Source organism: Enterobacter hormaechei subsp. xiangfangensis (genome assembly GCF_001729785.1).
In the GTDB taxonomy this organism is placed as follows: domain Bacteria; phylum Pseudomonadota; class Gammaproteobacteria; order Enterobacterales; family Enterobacteriaceae; genus Enterobacter; species Enterobacter hormaechei_C.
The window spans coordinates 73115-93204 of the sequence record NZ_CP017183.1 but is presented as its reverse complement, the minus strand read 5'-3'; the positions used below and the strand labels follow the sequence as shown (position 1 = coordinate 93204).

Genomic DNA, 20090 nt, shown 5'->3' with positions numbered 1-20090 from the left:
ATCCCCGCATTGCTGATAATCGGGATATCAGGAAATTCACTTATCAGGCTGATTTTAAATGCTAATTTATCCTGAGCTTTCGCTGCATAACGCAGCGCCTCCAGCAATCCGGAGACGGCCAGGAGTGAATAACGGGGCCATAATATCAACCCAATATGCAGACACTTTTCCGGTACTGATTTCCCCCCATCGGAGGAGTCAAATACACTTTTCATTTACTTGCCAAATTTAAAATTAATTACATTATCGCAACATGATCTGTCGCACTTTATATTTCTAAGATAATCCTGATATTTTAAATCAAGCATAAATGAGAAGGGAGGAAAATATAATGTTTTTCTCGTTTATATCATTCTTTTTTTGAACCACGACACACATATGTCGGTAATGTTCCTAAGGTAAAGATATAGTTACCATTATGTTGTTCATTGATCCGCATATAAATACTCTTGCCCGGATAGACAAAAAATTGCGGTTCATATTTTTCCAGCCAGCTGTCGTCAACATTATCGTCCGGGAACGTCATATTTTTTTCTGACGTCAGCAAATAGAGATGATCTTGCCTCTCCACCCGAAAGGAAATTTTCCTGTCGATGGTTTTACCCGGATCGCTCTTTGCCCGGCCATTCATGCTCAGGGTGCCGAATTTCCCGTCGAAGGTGTAATTCAGCCAGACCGTCAGCGTCTCATCCGGATGGTGCTGGACCAGATTAGCCTGGCATGAAAAAGGCTGAACGTAAGTTCGGTGCCACAGGTAATAGCCCGTCAGCACGCCTGCGGTGACGAGGCCCGTCACGATGATATACAGCATCTGCCGAAAACGAGTCATGCTAGCTATCCTTCAGGAAATAATCAGATATACAGCGGTTCGGTTCTTTCATTGGCCGGTCGCAGCGAATAACCGACGCACGAGGAAGCAGAGCGTACCAGCTGATGTAAACCCAGGGATATTGCGCGCATTCAGCCTTGAATTGTTCCACATAGGTCAGCGCGGAAGCGCGTTCAGCGTGAGTCTGAATGTCGTTCGCAAGATAAACGCGACAGGCTCCGACGGATGCCGCAAAACGGTAATCCTCAACAAAACGGTTTTCTGTGGCGTTCATATATCCCGTCACGCCTGCCCCGGCCAGGACGATCAATAGCCCCATGACAACAGCCAGCCAGCGCGTGGGCTTCCTGGCAACGGGCGTTGCTGGCGCGGAGGATGCAGAAACCTCCTCGATCGCTGGCGCCTCCACACATTGTTCCTCTGCGGGTTGAGGCGCGACAGGTGAAGACTCTCTGACGGTTATTTGCGTGTCGCTTGCCAGCGTCAACCCAATCCGCGGAATGGTAACGATAGGGTCAGTTTCAAAACCAATCTTTTTGAGCCCTTTGCGCAGGATGGAGATGTTCTGGTAATAGGTATTGGAGGAGACAAGCATGCCGCGGCTTTGCCAGACAATATCAAGGAACTCTTGCTGAGTGACAATCGACCCCGCTCTGTCGATTAATAACAACAGGCATCGGCCTGCTGGCGAATTTAACACAACCACACGGTCAGGATTGTTGATATCACGTAACGTGCTGGCCGCAGGATGAAATTCGACGATATTATTTATAATGTAATGCTTATGCATAGGGGCAGTATGAATTCTCCGGTTAACAGATGTTGAACCTGGGTCACCGCATGTATGGGATGACATTCACGTCGGGATTAATGTGACTGATTAACGGCATGCTGTATATCTTCGCCATTGGCGAAAAATCTTAATTTATATTTCATCCCTTAAGCTTCACTGAACCTGCATAAGAACTCAACCCTTGTAGAATGCGGCTTGCAGAGCCACTTCATCCGCGATCATCCTCATTATGATGTTTTGTGAAGTGAATTTCCGCTCCACAGAAGTATCTCACTACCGGCAGCATCTCATTTATCAGAGCCTCACCTTTTGGCGCACTCCTCGCCTCTTGACATTGACAAATACCTACATAAAAAAACATTGTACGCCACGGACATGCGTGTCTGAAATATTCAGCACCCTTAAGCCTTAACTTTTCTCAACCAGAACAATATCAATAACTTATATGGTTTTTGTATGCTTTTCAGCCACCTTTCTATCAGTTTTTATCGATGATAACATTCGTAAATTGTTATTCCCCGTCAGCAACTTCACACCCGCACTGACACCAGACGACAAACTCCTTACAAAACATTTATCAAAGCTAAATTTTCATTAAAAATAGAAGCTATCATAATTTACAGAAAGCGAAGCGGAATAAGACCAATCAGAGGGAAGCGTCGTAACCGGTCTCGATCTTAGTAATTAATACAATTTTAGATTAATTCAGATTACCTCTTTATTGGCCGACGTATAGTAGGCCTACACTATGCAATACGTCATTGCTTCGAGAATACTGGCGATAACCTTATAAATAATTCGCCTGATTACTATTATAAATCGAGGATTAACATGACGAACAATAGCCAAATAACACAGCATATAACTGTTGCACTGATGGGCGGCGATCATTATGCAAGAAACGGCATTAAAACATTATTAAGCAGCATCCGCGACGACCTTCACATCATTATCATCGAAGGAGGTTATCAGGAACTGGATAAGGCGCTGTCGTCGATTCGTGTCGATATCTTATTTATATCCGGCGCAGAGAAATACCATACAGGGTATGACTCACTGAAATATTTAAAAAAAATCAAAGCCACGCACCCTGAAGTGATGATCTGCCTGTACTCAACCTCTGCCCATTCCCTGTTATGGGTCCGGGAAGATATTGATGCCTATATCTCGCTACAGAACACGGTTTATCAGTGGCGGATAAAGCTAGCAAAAATGGTCGATAGCCATTATCGGCCCCAAAAGCAGCCAGCGGCGTTATCGCTGACGCCTGGAGAAAGGAGAGTATTAAAGGAACTCAGGAACGGACTGGATATACGTTACATCGCAGAACTGGAGAAACTTTCTTATCGCCGCGTGAGCGCCTTAAAAAGCTCAGCGATAAGGAAACTCGGGCTCAGGAATAAGACAGATTTGCTGGTCTTTTTAACCAGTTAGACCTGCCGCTTTCAGAGCAAATCTCGTAATAAAAAAACCAAGGAACTATGAAATGAAAGCACGCCTTACTTGCCATTCTCTGCTGGCATTAAGCATTGCCGCCCTGCTGCCAGCGGGCTCAGCACTGGCCGCCGCCACCAGCGGCGGCACGGTTAACTTCAGCGGTAAAGTGGTGACCTCCGCCTGTGCCATCAGCGCCGGTAGCGCCAATATCGACGTCGACATGGGGGAAGTGCGTACCGCCACGCTGGCTGCCGCAGGCAGTGAAGCCAGTACCGCAAAAGCCTTCTCCATCACCCTGGAGGATTGCGAAATCGCCGATACCTCCGCGTCCACGGAAAATAACCCCATCGCCGCAACGACCGTGGCTATCACCTTCACCGGTACGCCGGACAGTACCGATGTGAATAGCCTGGCCGCGGGAGTAAACGGCGGCGCGGGCTCGGCGCAGCATGTCGCTATCCGTCTTTATGACGAACAGGGCAACGTCGTCAGGCTGGGTGAGCCGGCAGCAGCGATCCCCCTGCGTGCGGGGGCGAACACCCTGAACTTCAGCGCGAAATATTACTCCCCACTGGGCAACGCCACGGCGGGTGATGCCAGCGCGGTCGCCACCTACACCGTGACCTATTCGTAATCTTCAGGCCCGGTCTGCTGGCCGGGTCTGACTCAGCTTTCAGGAGACGCACAATGCGCGTAAACACATGGATTTGTCTGGCTGGCACGTTATGTTCATCCGCCGTGTATGCAGGCGGCGTGGGGTTAGGCGCAACGCGGCTGGTCTACGCAGGCGCGGCTACGCAGACGATGATGCAGGTAAGAAATACCCACCCTGATGCCACGTTCCTGATCCAGTCATGGATGGAAGACGAGAAAGGGAGCCGTACCAACGACTTCGTCATCACGCCGCCGCTGTACGTCATGAAGCCCGCCAGCGAAAGCGCGGTGAAAATCATGTTCAGCGGTGACGCCCTGCCAGCCGATCGCGAGACGCTGTACTGGATGACGGTCAAAGCTATCCCACAGCAGGTTAAAAACGGTTCCGGCAATTCGCTGCAATTCGCCTCTGCCAACCGCATCAAGGTCTTTTATCGCCCGGAGCGGCTCAGGGAAGGTGCAGGGGAGGCATGGAAAAACCTTGCCGGCGCCTACCGCGCGGGCAAGGTCACGCTGACCAACCCAACGCCGTATTACCTCACCACCATTAACGTGAAAATTGATGGCAGGCCGGTATCGCCCGTCATGGTACCGCCGAAAGCCAGCGTGACGCTGGCAGACACCTTCAGCCATGCGAGCAGCATGAGCTACCAGACGATTAACGATTATGGGGCCTGGACGCCCGTCACCCGCACGTCATTGTCCCAATAATAAAAACAGTAAGGCGTGACCACATGAAAATTAAAATCCTGTGCGCCACGGCGATCGCCCTGGTGATTCGGCAAGCCGTGGCTGCCGAAAGCGAGCTGCAATTTAATCCTGCGTTTCTCAACGGCGAGCGCGCCAACAGCGCCGATCTCGCCTGGGTCAACGCCGGGAGCGCGTTGCCGCCGGGCGAGTACAATCTTAACGTGTATATCAACACCCAGTTCGCGTTCACAGGTAACGTCACGTTTCGCGTCGCTGAAAGCACCGCCGGTGAAGCCCTGCCGTGCCTTACGCCTGCACAATTCGCCGCACTTGGCATCGACAGCCGTCAGGCTAAAGGGGGTGAGCTGCCGCCTGCGCAGCGCTGCATTTTTTTAACCCAGTCATTCGCCGATACCCGGTTTGATTTTGACCAGAGGACGCTTACCCTCAACTTCACCGTACCGCAAAGCGCGATGCGCGCTCTGCCGCGCGGATACGTCAGCCCGGAGAGCTGGGAGTCCGGCATCCCTGCCGCGTGGCTGAACTATGTGGTCAATGGCGCGAATAATGACTACCGGGGCGAGACGCGCACGCGGGAACAACAGCTGTTTGTGAGCCTGAACAGCGGCGCCAACCTGGGCGCATGGCGGCTGCGTGATTTCACCACGTGGACCAAAGAGAGTAACGAGCTCACCCACGTCCAGACCTGGCTACAGCGGGATATCCGCGCCCTGCGTGCCCAGGTTTATGCCGGTGAAACGTTCACCTCCTCGCAGGTGTTTGACGCCGTTGGCCTGCGTGGGATTGCCCTGAAGACCGATGACAATATGTTGCCCGCCAGCCTGAGCGGTTACGCGCCTGAAGTGCGCGGCATCGCGCGCAGCAATGCCACGGTGACGGTTCGCCAGAACGGTAACGTCATCTATCAAACCTCCGTTCCGCCGGGGGCGTTTGTGCTGAAAGATCTCTATCCGACCTCTTCCGGCGGCGATCTCGCGGTCACCATTCAGGAGAGCGACGGTAGCCAGACGCAATACACCCTGCCCTTTGCCAGCGTGCCGAATCTGGTGCGTAACGGTCAGGTCAAATATGCTCTGGGGGCGGGGAAATACCGCCCTGCGGGCAATCAGATCTCGCCCTCCTTCGCGCAGGGCGAGCTGTTCCTGGGCTGGCGATACGGCCTCACGTTTTATGGCGGGGCGCAGTTTTCCGATCGCTACACCGGCCTGGCCTTCGGGATCGGGCAGAATCTCGGCCGCTTTGGCGCCTACTCTCTCGACCTCACCCATGCCCGCAGCCAGCTGGCTGATAACCAGCACTACACCGGTGATTCGGTGCGCCTGCGGTACAGCAAGCTGCTGAACGATATCGGTACGCGAGTCAATTTCTTCTCGCTGCGTTACTCAACGGCAGGGTTTTATACTCTCAGCGATACCACTTACAAAGGCATGGCGGGCGGAGCGCCAGAACAGACCGTGGAAGACGATGGCACCGTCACCACTCACTACGACACGGTTTACAACCTGCATATGTCGCGTAAGGCAAAAAATCAGCTGCTGTTGTCGCAGCTGATGGGCGAATACGGCGCGCTGTCGCTGTCCTGGGATCAACAAACCTACTGGAATACGTCAAAAACCACGCAAAGTTTGCAGTTCGCGTGGAACGCGACGTTTCGTAACCTGTCGCTTGGCATCAGCGCCCAGCGTAGCTCTGGCCTGTACGACAACAAGAAAGACAATATCCTCGCGTTGTCCCTGTCGGTGCCGCTGGGTAATCCGGCGCTGTCGACCCGTCTCCGTTTTACCGCTACCCATGCGGATCCCGCTGGCACCACCGCCAGTACCGGTGTCAGTGGTTATCTGCCGGGGCAGGAGAATCTTTTCTATAGCGTCAACCAGCGCTACAGCGCGCAGCAGCACTACGGCGGCGATGCCGCGCTGCAATACGAGGGCGCGTGGGGAGACTATAACCTGGGCTACAGCTACGCCGGTGACTCCCGCAACCTCAGCTACGGGATGAGCGGCGGAGCGGTGCTGCATGAGGATGGTCTGACGCTGAGCCAGCCGCTCGGGAACACCAATATTCTGGTGAAAGCCCCGGGCGCCAGCCATGTCGCCGTGCTCAACCACAAGGGCATCAAAACCGACAGCCGGGGCTATGCGGTGATCCCGTACGCCACGCCGTATCGCGTTAATCAGGTTGCGCTGGATGTCACCACCGTGGGCAATGACGTGGAACTTGAGAACGCCATCGCCAATAAAATCCCCACCGACGGGGCACTGGTTCGCGCCACCCTCACCACGCGTCAGGGAGCAAAAGCGATGTTTATCGTACGTCACGCTAAAGACGTGCTCCCCTTCGGCACGCTGGTCTCGTCAGAGGATGACAAAGCCAGCGGTATCGTCGGCGACGGCGGCAGCGTGTATCTGACCGGCCTGTCAGCGCAGGGAACCTTGCATGCCGTATGGGGACGCGACAGCGCCCAGCGCTGCACGATCCGCTATGCGTTGAACCCGCAGAATTATCACGCCCGCACCGGGCTTTATTCCCAGGAGGCCATATGTCAGTAACCGTCCGTTTCCTCCCCCTGATCCTGCTGATGGTCATCACCGTCCCCGCGCGCGGCTATGACGTGCTGGTTTCCGTGACCGGCAACGTGATCGGCAATACCTGCATTGTCTCGGAAGATTCGAAGGAGCAAAACGTGCCGCTGGGCACCCTCGGCGTGAAGCAATTTAGCGAGGCGGGGGCAGTCAGCAATATCAAAACGCCCTTCACGCTCACCCTTGAAGCGTGCGGCCCCACCTTTGCTGGCGTGAAAATCCGCTTCAGCGGTACGCCGGATGACGAAAACCCGCAGCTTCTGAAAGTCGCTGACGGCGGCGCGACCGGCGTGGCAGTGCAGATACTGGATAAAGACAGCGTACTTATCCCGCTGGACACCCAAACCGCTGCTTACGGCGCGGCGGGGGATGACAGCGTAAAAATGACCTTCTATGCGCGACTGGCCGCCACGGGTGCGCCGGTCAATGCCGGAGACGTTTCGGCAGTGGCGACCTGGACGACGGAGTATCAATAATGCGTTTACTGTTTTTAGCCCTGTTTTTCATGTCCTCTCAGGCGCTTGCCCTCTCCTGGACATCGGATATCACCCTTTCGCCAACGCCCATGTCGTGGTCCGGCCCGGCAGACTCCATCGTGCCTGGAAAGACGATCGGCTCTGAATGGAGCGCCTCTGCGAGCGTCTCGGAAGTGTTCTGGTGCGGCCTGGTATTTACCTGCTCCAAAGGGACGCTGGAGCCGAGCAGCAGTATAACCGCCACCGGCATCACGGTTATTCTTGATGGCGCAAATTACATGGTATTTGAAACGGGCGTGCCCGGCATCGGCTTCATTCTTGGGCTCAAAGATTATAACGGCACCACCTATGTGCCGATGCAGACGGGCATTACGCAGAGCTATCCGGCCGATGGGACTAACGGTTACGCCACCGCACTGGGCTGGTCAGCAAAAGTGACGTTTATCAAGACCGGCGTTCCGCTGAAATCCGGCGTATACCAGACCCCGACCATTAACGCGGCGATCCTGACGGCCTATAACAACGAAGTGAAAACCGCGCAGGTGATCATCAACCCCACCACCATCACGGTGACGGCAAGCGGCTGCACGGTAGGCACAAAAAGCGCCAACGTCGACCTGGGCACCATTGATGTTCACACGCTGCCCAGCGTAGGCAGCACCTCGCCGTCGGGGGAGTTTAACGTCAGCCTGACCTGCGATGAGAACGTGGCGGTTAACGCAGTGATGACCGATCAGACCACACCGTCAAATACCTCGTCGGTCGTGACGCTGACCGGGGACTCCACGGCCTCCGGCATTGGCGTACAGTTTTTCTATAACGGTACCGGGCCGCTGATGATGGGGCCAGACAGCTCGGCCGCAGGCACGACGGGACAGTTTTTCATCCAGACCACCAGCGCAGCACAAACGCTATCCCTGCCGTTCCAGGCGCAGTACATCCGAACCGGAGACCTGGTCCCCGGCTCGGCCAATGCCCTGGCAAGCATCACCTTTTCGTATCAGTAGGTTAGTGCTTCACCCACACCAGCTGATCGACCCGGAAGCCCAGACCGCGTGCGGTGTTCAGGTAGTCCTGTTTTACCGCATCCGGAATGGTCGGGGTGCGCGATAAAATCCACAGGTAGTCACGGTTCGGGCCGCTGACCAGCGCGTACTGGTACTTATCGTCCAGCTTGATCACGTTATAGCCGCCGTAGAACGGGCCGAAGAACGATACCTTCAGCGCAGCCGTAGTCGGTTCGCCGGTAAAGTACGCCTTTCCTTCGCTCTCATTCCATTTGTTCTTCACCGGATCATAGCCGCGGTTCAGTACGCTGATACCGCCATCGCTGCGCTTGCCGTACGTCGCGGTGACCTGTTCCAGACCGCGCTCAAAGCGGTTTTCCAGTCGGGCGACTTCATACCATTTGCCGAGATAGCGGCTGGCATCAAAGCCGGTAATGGGCTGCACGCCTTTCGGCGGCGTGGGAGATTTACAGGCAACCAGAGTCAGCGCAATGGCGACACCGGTAACTACAGGCCATAGCCTCATGAGAACTCCTTTCATTTACGCGGTTGGACGTTAAGTGTAGCGCACCCGTGCGGCGCTTCATCCCGTCGGAGAATATTCGTAGTATATTGAGACAACTCCTTCTCTTCGGATGCAGACATGGCTTACTCCATCGGCGAATTCGCCAGACTCAGCGGCATCACCGCCACCACGCTGCGGGCGTGGCAGCGACGCTATGGCTTGCTCAAACCCGAGCGTACGGACGGCGGTCACCGCCTGTACAGCGATGAGGACGTTCAGCAGGCGCTGAAAATCCTCGACTGGGTAAAAAAAGGCGTACCCATCGGTCAGGTTAAATCACTGCTGGAACGCCCTGCGCCGCGCCGCGCCAATAACTGGCAAACCCTGCAACAGGCCATGATGCAAAAGTTGCAGGAGGGGAAAATTGAATCCCTGCGTCAGATGATTTACGACGCCGGACGCGAATACCCAAGGCCAGAGCTGGTCACTAACGTGCTGCGTCCGTTGCGCAGCCAGATATCGGCCAACGTCGCCGCCGCCATGACGCTGCGTGAGATCCTCGACGGCATCCTCATCGCCTATACCTCGTTTTGCCTTGAGGGCGATAAAAAAGCGCCGGGCGATAACATCCTCATCAGCGGCTGGTACCTCAACGACCCGTGTGAGATCTGGCTTGAAGCCCTGACGCGCACCGGCCAGGGCCACCGCATCGACATCCTGCCGGTTCCCCCTGCCGCGCTGGCCCCGGAAATTTTCCCGGATCGCAAATGGCTGCTGGTCACCAGCGGCAAACTCACCGCCGCGCGGAAAAAGCAGGTTGCGCAGTGGCAGCAGCAGGTTTCCCTTGAGGTAATTATCCTCTGATTATTTTCTGCTGTGGCAATCTTCACGAAAAGTTGAATATTTTTTCGCGCAGCGAGTGCTAACGTTTTCCTGTCACCGACAACTCAACAGGAAAACACGATGAAAAAGACACTCCCTCTGATGATGCTGGCTGCCATGGCTTTCGCGCCTGCCGCATTCAGCGCCCCGGCAGGCACCCTGAGCGTCCACGTTCTGGACCAGCAAACCGGTATGCCGCCAGCGGATGTGACCGTTACGCTGGAGAAGCAGGAGCAGGACAAGTGGACCCCGATTGCCAGCGGTAAAACCGACCACGACGGGCGCATTAAATCGCTTTATCCGCAGGATCAGGATATGGCACCTGGCGTGTATAAAGTGACCTTCAAAACCGCCGATTACTTCCACGGCAAAAAGCTGGACTCCTTCTTCCCGGAAGTGCCGGTGCTGTTCACCGTCACCCGCACCAATGAAAAACTGCACATCCCGCTTCTGCTCAGCCAGTACGGTTACTCAACCTACAAGGGCAGCTGATTGCTCTTGATTTTAAAGACGATTAAAAAATAATCCCGCCAATACTTGGACAAACTAGCATTGTTGTGTAACTTTTAGATATGAGATCGGGAGGTGCACACCATGACAACAAAACCTGTGCTGGGTATTAGCGGATGTTTGACCGGTTCCGCCGTTCGCTTTGACGGCGGGCATAAGCGTATGGGCTTTGTGATGGATGAGCTGGCGCAGTGGGTCGCTTTCCGCCCGGTATGCCCTGAAATGGCTATCGGCCTGCCCACGCCTCGTCCGGCGCTGCGCCTGGTGATGACCACCGGCGGCGAGACAGAAATGCGGTTCAGCAAAGCGCCCCACGATGACGTCACGCAGAAGATGGCTGCATTTACGGCAGATTATCTGCCGAAAATCGGCGATCTGTCGGGGTTTATCGTCTGTGCAAAATCCCCCAGCTGCGGCATGGAGCGCGTGCGGCTGTACGACGAAAACGGCAACCGGGGCCGCAAGGAGGGTGTCGGGCTGTTCACCGCCTCCCTCCTTGAAACTTTCCCCTGGCTGCCCGTCGAAGAAGACGGTCGCCTGCACGATCCGGTACTGCGGGAAAACTTTGTTGAGCGCGTTTTTGCCCTCCACGAACTGAACGTAATGCGTAAAAATGGCCTGACGCGCCGTGCTCTGCTGGACTTTCACAGCCGCTATAAGCTTCAGCTTCTGGCGCACCATCAGGCAGGCTACCGTGAAATTGGCCCGTTCGTGGCATCACTGCACGAGTGGGACGATCTGGACGCGTTTTTCGTGGCCTATCGCGACAAACTGATGACCATCCTGAAAAAACCCGCTTCGCGGAAGAATCACACTAACGTGCTGATGCACATTCAGGGCTATTTCCGTAACCAGCTGAACAGCCGCCAGCGCGGAGAACTGCGTGATGTGATCCTGCATTACCGGGACGGACTGCTGCCGATCCTCGCGCCGCTGACGCTGCTTAAGCATTATCTGGCTGAATACCCTGACCGGTATCTGATGACGCAAAACTACTTTGATCCCTATCCTGATGATTTGGGTCTGCGTCTGGCCGTTACCTGATAAGAAAGAAGCGAAGGCCCCATTGACCCACAGAGGCCCAAAGCTGTACCCCGTTTAGACGACACCCTCACTGTCGTCTTTTTTTTGCGCTCAGCGTAAAATACTGTAATTCTGTACAGGTTAAGCGTGCACAGCGGAGTAACCCGATGATCAAAAATCTGCATATTCAAAACTATCGCTCAATTCGCGATATGTCGCTTGAGCTGGAACAGCTCAATATCGTGTTCGGCCCCAACGGCACCGGAAAATCCAATATTTATAAGGCGATTTACCTGATGCACAGCGCGGCGCAGGGGCAATTCTCCCAGACGCTGGCAAACGAGGGGGGCATTTTGAAAGTGTTCTGGGCGGGCAAAACCCGCAGCGACCAGCTGCGGCGCATGAACCTGGCGGTGGAAACGGAAACCTATGAATATGAGCTTCAGGTCGGGTTTGTGGAAAAGCTGCCCTACCCCTCACAGTTTCAGCTCGATCCGGTGATCAAAGAGGAATCTATCTGGCTGAGCGGCCAGCACCGTCGTCCGTCGTCACAGCTGATGAAGCGTAAGAACCAGGCCGTATTCCTGAACAACGTACATCACGAAAAAGTGACCCACAGCGGTACGCTGTATGAGAACGAGTCAGTGTTCGGTCAGCTCGGTGAACCGCACCTCTACCCCGAAGTGTCGCAGATGCGTGAGTCCCTGCGTAACTGGCGCTTTTATCATGAGTTTTCCGTTTCATCCGGCTCGGCGATCCGCGCGCCGCAGGTGGGTTTCCGCTCCCCGGTGCTGGCCAGCGACGGCGCGAACCTGGCCGCCGCGTTTCAGACCATTGTCGAAATTGGCGACGAGCTGCTGCTGATGCGCATTCTCGACCAGGCCTTCCCCGGCTGCGTGTTTTACAGCGACAACACCGGCGGGCGCTTCCGCATGATGATGCAGCGCGAGGGGCTGAGCAGACCGCTGGAACCGGCAGAGTTCTCCGACGGCACGCTGCGTTTTTTATGCCTGGCGGTGGCGCTGTTAAGCCCGCGCCCTCCCGCATTTATCGCCCTCAACGAACCGGAAAACAGCCTGCATCCGCAGATGCTGCCCGCCCTGGCAAGCCTCATTGCCGAGGCCAGCCGCTATTCGCAGATCTGGCTCACCAGCCACTCGCCGGAGCTGGCGCATTTGATTGAGAAGCACCGATCGTTTTCGCTGTATCAGCTGTCGATGGCGGAGGGGGAGACACGGATGGAGCGGCTGGGGTAATGCACTTCTTTTATGCTGTCACCACTTTCAAGGTCGCCATCAACGACGAAGATGATTTCCGTCGGTATATACCTTCGGCGAATTCTGCGCTCGCGACAGATTATCCAATTTATTGTTGCCAGTTTCTGATGTCAGGATAATCTGTAAACGTTGGTTATCAGATGAGAAAATTAAAATGGATATTGTACTTTTCCCTGGTCAGAACGCCCGCGCATGGGCTGAAACAATGATAAATCTTGAAGCCCGCAAGCTCATCAATACTGCGAATATTGTCGGAGGGCAACATCTCAGCGACGGACTCGCACGGATTAAATTTATGGATGATATTCGGCAGTTTGTGATGCAACAATTTAGTGCTACCCGGGCAGCCAGAAGTGATGAGGAGTGCATGGAATGCCTGAAAAACATCCGGGCTGAGAACGAAAGTCTTCTTGAGCAAAGCAGAATGCTTCGCTCCCGTACAGCTCAGCTTTTTGCTCAGATTGAACTGGTTAAAGAAAATAACAAAGTCGTCGGTTACGTTATCTCATCGATTAAGGTTGTGCTTTCAGGGTTACAGATTGTTGCAGGTGTTGGTGCAATGATGACAATGAATCCAGTGGGTGCGCTTGCAGGAGCGATTCTGGTTATGGATGGTGCAAATGCCATTTCAAAAGAAATTAACAGAACGCTTCAACATCAACCAAACTCCGAAGGTATGCTGGCAGATGGCGTCATGGATATCGCTCAGTTTATGGGATTTAAACGTGAATCAGCACTTGGGGTATTCAATAGCGTAAGCCTGGCAGCAAGCGTCTATACGGTATTTGGCGCCATCCGGAAACCCGAATCATGGCGTCTGTTTCGTTATCTCCCGCTGGATTTCTACCGCAAAGTCGACGGAATGAATCGCGCAGCGCTCACTATGAAAATTATCGGCTGGGGTGTCTCTGCAAAAGTCTCGTTTGATTTAATTTCTAATGCGTCTGGACAGAACTAATGTATTTCTTTCTGAAGCGCCAGGCTTTGTAGGTAATGATCGGGGGTTGAAAAAACCAGGCAATAATCAATACGATGAAAAGAGAAATGCCACCGGAAACAATATTATAATGTTCAGCGAAAAAAAGAAGCGCCAGGAAAATCAGGGCCACAGTCGCAGTAATACACAGAACCATGATAAATCGCTTACCTAACTCAAGCACTACCTCGAGCAGGGATGAACCATAACGGCTAATGTTTCGGTTCAGATACGCTAATTCTTTTACGGTGAAACCTGATTCAAGTAACTGCGTTTCAATATTGTTCATGCCACTACCTTTTCTTCTGGAAAGTAACGTGGATTATCTTAACCGGAAGAGAAGTGCTTGTAACCCGTCTGATGCATATCCATTGCCGCCAGCTTTAAAGGCAAAGAAGCCGCCCACGTCTTTTTATTCCATCGCGCCAGCATTATTTTTCGCTGCATACGGCTTAACGCGAAACGTCTTACGCCACTCCGCCGGACTGACACCAAAGCGCGCCTTAAACTGCTGCCGATACGTCACCGCTGATAAAAACCCCACCTGCTCAGCGACGCTTTCGATTGGCAGACTGCCGGACTCCAGCAGGATCTGGCTGCGCCGCAGGCGCTCGGCGGTAAGCCAGTCGGCAACGCTCATGCCCGTCGCCTTGATAAAATGGCGGGTCAGCGTGCGTCGGCTCATCGACACCACGTCCGCCAGCGAATCCAGGTTATGCGGTTCGGAAATGTGCTGCTGAAGGTAGTCAATGAGACAGTTAATCCGCCCGTCGCGGGTATCTTTCGGCACAGGTTGCGCAATAAACTGCGCCTGCCCGCCCTCGCGGTGCGGCGGGACGATCATCCGGCGGGCAATCTGATTGGCGACAACGCTGCCAAAGCGCTGGCGGATGATATACAAACAGCAGTCGAGCGCGGCGGCGGTACCTGCCGAGGTGATCACATTGCCGTCGTCCACGTAGAGCGCGTTGATGTCCAGTCGAACGTCCGGAAACAGCGTCTGAAACTGGTGTTCAAACTCCCAGTGGGTGGCGGCCCGTTTGCCGCTGAGTATGCCCGCATAGCCCAGTACAAACGATCCCAGACACAGCCCAACAATTTCCGCCCCGTTGTCTCTGGCCTGAACCAGGCTGTCGAGCAGCGTCTGAGGCGGGCGCTCCAGCACGTGCTGCCAGTAGGGTACAACCACAATTTCAGCCGATGCGATTGCAGAAAAATCCTGCGTCGCATGCAGGGCAAAACCGTCTTTCGAGGTCAGGAATCCCGGTTTTTCAGCGCAGATCGTAACGTTAAAGCGCTTTTCCCCGGATACCGTATCGCCAAACAGAATGCAGGGGACGGAGTAGTGGAACGGGCTAAACCCGTCCACCGCGACAATAGCAACGTTAACAAGCGGCATCTGTCTCTCCTTTCCCCTTTAACACTCAGAATATAACGGTTTCGCCGTCCTGAGGAATGCTCACCGCGTCACTTATCTCGTTGGCGTCAACATACTCGCGCAGCGCGCGGCGGGTCAGCAGGCAGTGGTTGATAGCTTCCATATGGGTCGCCACGATTTTCGCCTGCGGCAGCAGGAAATGCACGTTAAGCAGATCTTCTTCCCCCATGATAATCGGCCCAAACCCAATGACATGAGCGTAACCGGCGTTGAGCACGACGATATCCGGCTGGTGCTTTTGCAGATCGGCCGCCACCGCATCGCGCCAGATGGTATCCCCTGCGATATAAAGCGTCTTCTCATCGGGATGACGGAACACCACGCCGCAGGCTTCCCCCAGAAACTCTGCCAGCTCCGGCACGGCGTAAGCGCGGTCAGTACCGTGCTGGCCGCCGTGGGTTTTCACTATCCGGATATCGCCGTATGTTGTTTCCCCGGTCATGATCGTCAGGTTGGTAAATCCCTGGCTGCGCAGCAGCGCGGCATCGCTATCATTTTGCACGTAGATCGGCTTGCCTTTGGCGATCAGCTCAACGGCGTACTGATCCCAGTGATCGGCATGGGTATGGGTGACGATCACCGCGTCAGCATCCAGAAGCGTTTGAACGTCAACGGGAAGCTCGACCATCGGGTTGCGAATATCAGCCCGCGCCGTGCCGGGAAAACCCGGATAAGTGCCTTTTGGCGCCAGCATTGGGTCGATTAAAAAGCGTTTTCCCGCGTAAGTGATCAGTTGGGTGGCATTGCGAATTTGCGTAATGTTCATGGGCTATCCTCCGGTTGGTATGAGAAGGAGAATAGCCCCAGGGTGCCGTTAAGAATGTGGGCCAAAGGGCGATGATCGATGAAATCGGGTCAATCGATAAACCGCTTGCGCACCCTTTCCAGCGGGGCAATCAGCAGATTGATAAGCGGCTTACGATCGATAACGATATCGGCGTTCACCGTCATCCCGCCCATCAGCATGCGCTTTTTCTTGTCCGGGTCGGTAAACCAGGAGGGGACGCGCACTTTAGCCAGGTAGTAGTTCTGCCCTTCCTGGAGCGGGATCAGCGCCGAATGGGCATCAATGTTTACCTCATAGAAATCGGACAGCGTCGCCTCCACGGAACCGTATTTGTCCACGGGCCAGGAGTCGAAGCGCAGCTTGACCTTATCGCCTTTCGCCACGCGCCCCACCCCCGTTGCCGGAACATACAGGTACCCCTCCATCGTCGCCGCGGTATTTTTACGGATCACCACCACCACCTCGCTATTTTGCGTAATGGCCCGGCCAGGCGGGAAGTTAATCGCCACCACGTAACCATCGGCAGGGGCCAGCATCGCCATGGTGGAACTTCCCCGGCTGGACAGGTTGCGATCGATTTCGCTGATGCGGTTTTTCACATACAGCTGCTCTTCGCTCAGAGAGTCAATTTGCGACTGGGTGCTGTCGGTCAGGCTGGTTTTGCGTGCCTCAAGCTCAAGAATAGTGCTCTCCTCCAGCGTCAGGTTGAGCTGCGCATTGAGCACATCATTGTGGCTTTTATCGAGATCCACTCTGGAGACATAGCCCTTCCCGGAGACGGATTTCCACGCCTCGTAGGTGTCGGTGCTGTTTTTTAACAGCGCGCGCAGCTTCTTCACCTTATCGCGGGAAACGGCGATCTGCTTGTCGGTGAGAGCCAGCTGCTGCGCCAGATTTTTGCGATACGACGCAATCGAGTCCTCAATGGCCTGGATGCGCTGCTCGCTGCGCTTCTTCTCCGCTTCCATCTGCTGGCGGTCAAACTGCACCACCGAGCCCTGCTTGCCGCCATAGTCCTGCGACACGGTGAACAGCGGATCGTTTTCCTTCACGTACTGACCGGGCCGGACGGCAAAATCGACAAGGGTACCGGACTCTCTGGCGCGGACTTCCACATCGCCCTGCGCCGGGATCAACACCCCGCGTGCCAGCGTGGTTTCCGAAAAATTAAAGACAATCGCAAAGACCAGCAGGCAGAGAAAAAAGGCGATGAACAAGGTCAGCACGGCTTTCAGCCGTGGCGCGTTGATGTGATAGCTTTTTGAGAAGTGATGCGGGATCAGCGCCCGCCGCTGTCCGCTTCGGTTTTTTAATTTCACGATATGTCATCCATGATAAATCACTGAAAGATCATCCCATGCACTCCAGAGCGTGGGGGTTTTGCGCAGCGCGTTCAGCGTGTCGGCGGCGGCCTGACGGTAATCCTCCGGCGCATACGCCTGACTCTCCAGCCCAAACTCCGCCGCGTGCAGCGAACAGATCGGCAGCAGCGTTCGGACGCTGTAGCCATAGCGCGATAAAAACCGCGTTGAGACGTCCGTTAACCACGCCTTTTGATCCCCTGCCTGGGTGGAGAACAGCGGCGCATCCGGCAGGCGTTCGTCCATCAGCAGCACCGTCACCAGGCGGTGAGGGGCGAAAAACGAGCTGGCGCGTCGGCCTTCGTGCGCGGCCATCAGCTTATGCAGCGCAGGGTGACGGGTAATAAACTGAAAGCGCACATCGGCTGGCGCGGTGGCGAGCAGCGCATCCACGATCAGACCAAAGCCCGCCCAGCGCATGCCCAGTAGCAGGGTGCGAGATGAACTGTAAAATGCCTGCTCCCGCGTCCACTGCGCCACGTACCCGTGCAGATCAAAACTAACGTTGCGCGCCCAAAGCGCGGGCGGGAAGATCTGCTCCACGAAGTTAAACCCGCTCAGCTCATGCGCATTCTGATGCAGAAAATCAGCCGGAACATCGGCCTCCGGGCAACGCATAAACTGGCTGTAGTTTTGCGTGATCCGGTTTGCCAGCAGCGTGCGCCCGGCCTGGCGCGCGCAGAGTCGCGCATAGAGACGCGGCAAAAGCATCATTGCTCACTCTCCCGCAGGGTGCCGTTTTCCATGGTATAGAGACGCCCCTGACAGCCCACCACGTCCGGCGAGTGGGTGACAAACACCAGGCCAATCCCCAGGCTACGCAGGTTCGCCAGCACTTTCTGCGCGGTCGTTTTATCCAGGTTCGCCGTCACTTCGTCACAGAGCAGAAGCTTAGGCTGGCTGTACAGGGCGCGCGCCAGAACCAGACGCTGCATCTCCCCGGCAGAGAAAAAGGTGTTCCCCGGCAGCATCTCCGTTTCGTAGCCGTGCGGCAGCCGGGCGACGACGTGGTCCACCTCCGCCAGCCGACACGCGGCAATGACCTGCTCTTTATCCGGTGCGCTGTCAAAGCAGGCGATGTTGTCCAGAATCGAGCCGGTGAAGAGAATATCGTCCGCATGGACGATGCGGATGTGCTGACGCAGCGAGGAAAGATCGCACTCCTCAATGGGGATCTTATTGATCCGCAGCGTGCCAGACGATGCCAGCAGCATGCCGGAGATCAAACGCAGCAGCGTGGTTTTTCCCGACCCGCTCTGGCCCACAATCACCGCCTCTTCGCCCTGCTTCAGGGTCATGTTGATATGCTGTAGCGTGGCCTCCCGGCCAGGATAGGCAAATGAGACATCCTCAAATTGCAGACAGACCGGCGAGGTGACAATCCGCTTCCCAAACTGGCTGGTTTCAGAGGGAGCAAACAGCAGGTCGCCCACGCGATCCAGCGGCCCCTTGAGGGCATTTTTGTCCAGCAGCTTCTGCGCCACCTGCACCATGGCATCGGAAAAATAGCGCTTATAGCTGATATAGGCGTAAAGCATCCCGATGCTCATCTGCCCTTCCAGGATCAGCCACGCGCCAAAGCAGACCACCAGCAGCTGCTCGGCATTGATCACCAGCAGCGAAGCCACGTCAAAGCGGGCCAGTAGCCGCTCTTTACGCATCAGCCCGGCGATGTGCTCGCGCTGGGATTTGTCCATCACCGCATCCCGGGCCTGCTCCATGTTGTTCGCTTTGAGCGTTATGATCCCTTTCTGCGTCTCCACCAGCAGAGACTCATACTGGGCGGTGCGCTCGATGGAGTCATCCACCGCGCGTTGATAGGGGCCGATCAGCGAAAAGCGGATCAGAAAAAACACGCCCATCAGCAGCATTGTCAGCAGCGCAATTTTGACGTTATACAGCAGCATAAACAGCAGGCTGGTGACGGCGATCAGGCTGGAAAAGAGAATTTGCACGTAACCATTGCTGATGAACTCCGCGCAGGCGTGGAGCGATTTCTCAATAGCCAGCACGATGCCCGGCGGGCGCGAGCGGAACCAGCTGGTCTGGGTGCGCAGCATGTAGTGGCGCACGGACTGGCTTAAATCGTCATAGGCAATGTTACGCATCAGGATCTCAAGCAGCTGCTTGAGGAATTTACCGATGACTTCAAAGATAAAGACGATAGCGAAGATCGCGGTGAGCAGGATCACCAGATCGCTGTCGCTGCGGGAAATGGCCTCATCCATAATCAGCTGCACGTAGGTGGGGCTTGCCAGCATGGTGATGAGAGTAAAAATACAGAGCACAAACAGCAGCAGCTGGCGCTGGAACAGGCTCGGAGATTTATTGGCTAAACGGCCAAGCGTGAGCTTTTCATCCGGGGATTTCTTTTCGAAGCACGGCGTGGGCTTAAGCTCAAGCACATAGCCGGAAAAGAGTTTTTCCGCCTCTTTCAGACGGTAACGACGCACGCCGCTGGCCGGGTCGTGAACGGTCACGCTGCGGCTGTCGATCTTCACGATGACCACGAAATGGTTGCTGCGCCAGAAGGCGATGAGCGGCAGCTCAGACGTTTCTATTTCAGTGATTTCGCCTTTAAGCACCCGGCCAGACATATTTTTATCGCTGGCAAGGGTCATCAATTCCGCCATTGAGGTTCCCGCATCGGCGGAAACGGAAATCTCCCGGCGCAGCTGGCTGACGGAGACATGGTGGTCGTAGTGCCCCAACACCATCGCCAGGCAGGCCAGTCCACATTCGGTAAATTCATGCTGGCGAATAACAGGGGTCTTACCCTGTTTTTTATACTGAAAGAGCGAAAACATAATGATCCGTGGCTGAAATAAAAAAATGGCCCGGC

20 protein-coding genes are annotated in these 20090 nt (G+C 55.1%); 11 read left to right on the top strand and 9 right to left on the bottom strand.

Going from position 1 to position 20090, the window contains the following annotated elements; translation table 11 throughout:
- Positions 1-349 precede the first annotated feature (349 nt).
- Both BFV63_RS00455 and BFV63_RS00450 read right to left on the bottom strand, forming a co-directional pair.
- Positions 350-829: a YqeJ family protein gene (locus BFV63_RS00455; RefSeq protein WP_017693981.1), complete on the bottom strand. Its 480-nt coding sequence runs from the start codon at positions 827-829 to the stop codon at positions 350-352.
- Between the two features lies 1 nt (position 830).
- Complete coding sequence (locus BFV63_RS00450) at positions 831-1619, bottom strand: winged helix-turn-helix domain-containing protein (protein ID WP_022650133.1); 789 nt, start codon at positions 1617-1619, stop codon at positions 831-833.
- A gap of 834 nt (positions 1620-2453) precedes the next feature.
- On the opposite strand from BFV63_RS00450, the gene BFV63_RS00445 reads away from it, so the two are divergent.
- Genes BFV63_RS00445 through BFV63_RS00420 form a run of 6 tightly spaced genes read left to right on the top strand, consistent with a single transcriptional unit; the run spans position 2454 to position 8489 of the window.
- Positions 2454-3056: a helix-turn-helix domain-containing protein gene (locus BFV63_RS00445; RefSeq protein WP_022650132.1), complete on the top strand. Its 603-nt coding sequence runs from the start codon at positions 2454-2456 to the stop codon at positions 3054-3056.
- Between the two features lie 52 nt (positions 3057-3108).
- Entirely contained in the window at positions 3109-3693 is a 585-nt protein-coding gene (locus BFV63_RS00440; RefSeq protein WP_003860947.1) for a fimbrial protein, read from the top strand.
- Positions 3694-3746: 53 nt separating this feature from the next.
- Complete coding sequence (locus BFV63_RS00435; protein WP_023323945.1) at positions 3747-4424, top strand: fimbrial biogenesis chaperone; 678 nt, start codon at positions 3747-3749, stop codon at positions 4422-4424.
- Positions 4425-4447: 23 nt separating this feature from the next.
- Positions 4448-6973 carry a fimbria/pilus outer membrane usher protein gene (locus BFV63_RS00430; protein WP_057058944.1) on the top strand — a complete coding sequence of 842 codons (2526 nt, stop codon included), beginning with the start codon at positions 4448-4450 and terminating at the stop codon, positions 6971-6973.
- Entirely contained in the window at positions 6964-7482 is a 519-nt protein-coding gene (locus tag BFV63_RS00425) for a fimbrial protein (protein ID WP_022650129.1), read from the top strand. Before BFV63_RS00430 ends, BFV63_RS00425 begins: the two co-directional genes overlap by 10 nt.
- Positions 7482-8489, top strand: coding sequence for a fimbrial protein (locus BFV63_RS00420; RefSeq protein ID WP_023315120.1), 1008 nt, complete (start codon positions 7482-7484; stop codon positions 8487-8489). The genes BFV63_RS00425 and BFV63_RS00420 overlap by 1 nt, the downstream gene beginning before the upstream one ends.
- A gap of 1 nt (position 8490) precedes the next feature.
- On the opposite strand, the gene BFV63_RS00415 is transcribed toward BFV63_RS00420, so the two are convergent.
- Positions 8491-9015 carry a lipocalin family protein gene (locus BFV63_RS00415; RefSeq protein WP_003860954.1) on the bottom strand — a complete coding sequence of 175 codons (525 nt, stop codon included), beginning with the start codon at positions 9013-9015 and terminating at the stop codon, positions 8491-8493.
- Positions 9016-9132: 117 nt separating this feature from the next.
- Between BFV63_RS00415 and BFV63_RS00410 the strand changes: the two genes are divergently transcribed.
- The 5 genes from BFV63_RS00410 (at position 9133) to BFV63_RS00390 (ending at position 13644) form a co-directional block, all read left to right on the top strand.
- The gene (locus tag BFV63_RS00410) at positions 9133-9858 is read left to right on the top strand and encodes a MerR family transcriptional regulator (protein ID WP_032608172.1); all 726 of its coding nucleotides are present in this window, start codon (positions 9133-9135) and stop codon (positions 9856-9858) included.
- Positions 9859-9957: 99 nt separating this feature from the next.
- Positions 9958-10368, top strand: coding sequence for a hydroxyisourate hydrolase (gene uraH / locus BFV63_RS00405; RefSeq protein ID WP_022650126.1), 411 nt, complete (start codon positions 9958-9960; stop codon positions 10366-10368).
- 102 nt (positions 10369-10470) lie between these two features.
- On the top strand, positions 10471-11430 hold the full coding sequence (locus BFV63_RS00400; protein ID WP_048241585.1) for a YbgA family protein: 960 nt from the start codon (positions 10471-10473) through the stop codon (positions 11428-11430).
- Between the two features lie 146 nt (positions 11431-11576).
- Positions 11577-12665 carry an AAA family ATPase gene (locus BFV63_RS00395; RefSeq protein WP_069597423.1) on the top strand — a complete coding sequence of 363 codons (1089 nt, stop codon included), beginning with the start codon at positions 11577-11579 and terminating at the stop codon, positions 12663-12665.
- A gap of 175 nt (positions 12666-12840) precedes the next feature.
- Positions 12841-13644: a DUF4225 domain-containing protein gene (locus BFV63_RS00390; protein WP_048241587.1), complete on the top strand. Its 804-nt coding sequence runs from the start codon at positions 12841-12843 to the stop codon at positions 13642-13644.
- Here the strand turns inward: BFV63_RS00390 and BFV63_RS00385 are convergent.
- The 6 genes from BFV63_RS00385 to BFV63_RS00360 form a co-directional block, all read right to left on the bottom strand.
- Positions 13622-13951, bottom strand: coding sequence for a hypothetical protein (locus tag BFV63_RS00385; protein WP_023315117.1), 330 nt, complete (start codon positions 13949-13951; stop codon positions 13622-13624). The genes BFV63_RS00390 and BFV63_RS00385 overlap by 23 nt on opposite strands.
- Before the next feature lie 123 nt (positions 13952-14074).
- Entirely contained in the window at positions 14075-15061 is a 987-nt protein-coding gene (locus BFV63_RS00380) for a GlxA family transcriptional regulator (RefSeq protein WP_022650122.1), read from the bottom strand.
- Between the two features lie 25 nt (positions 15062-15086).
- Positions 15087-15866, bottom strand: coding sequence for an MBL fold metallo-hydrolase (locus tag BFV63_RS00375; RefSeq protein WP_022650121.1), 780 nt, complete (start codon positions 15864-15866; stop codon positions 15087-15089).
- Positions 15867-15955: 89 nt separating this feature from the next.
- Positions 15956-17206, bottom strand: a complete 1251-nt coding sequence (locus BFV63_RS00370) for an HlyD family secretion protein (protein ID WP_023315115.1) — start codon at positions 17204-17206, stop codon at positions 15956-15958.
- Positions 17207-17212: 6 nt separating this feature from the next.
- Positions 17213-17962, bottom strand: coding sequence for a hypothetical protein (locus tag BFV63_RS00365; protein WP_003860969.1), 750 nt, complete (start codon positions 17960-17962; stop codon positions 17213-17215).
- Positions 17959-20055, bottom strand: a complete 2097-nt coding sequence (locus BFV63_RS00360; protein ID WP_048241589.1) for a peptidase domain-containing ABC transporter — start codon at positions 20053-20055, stop codon at positions 17959-17961. The genes BFV63_RS00365 and BFV63_RS00360 overlap by 4 nt, the downstream gene beginning before the upstream one ends.
- Positions 20056-20090: the final 35 nt, after the last annotated feature.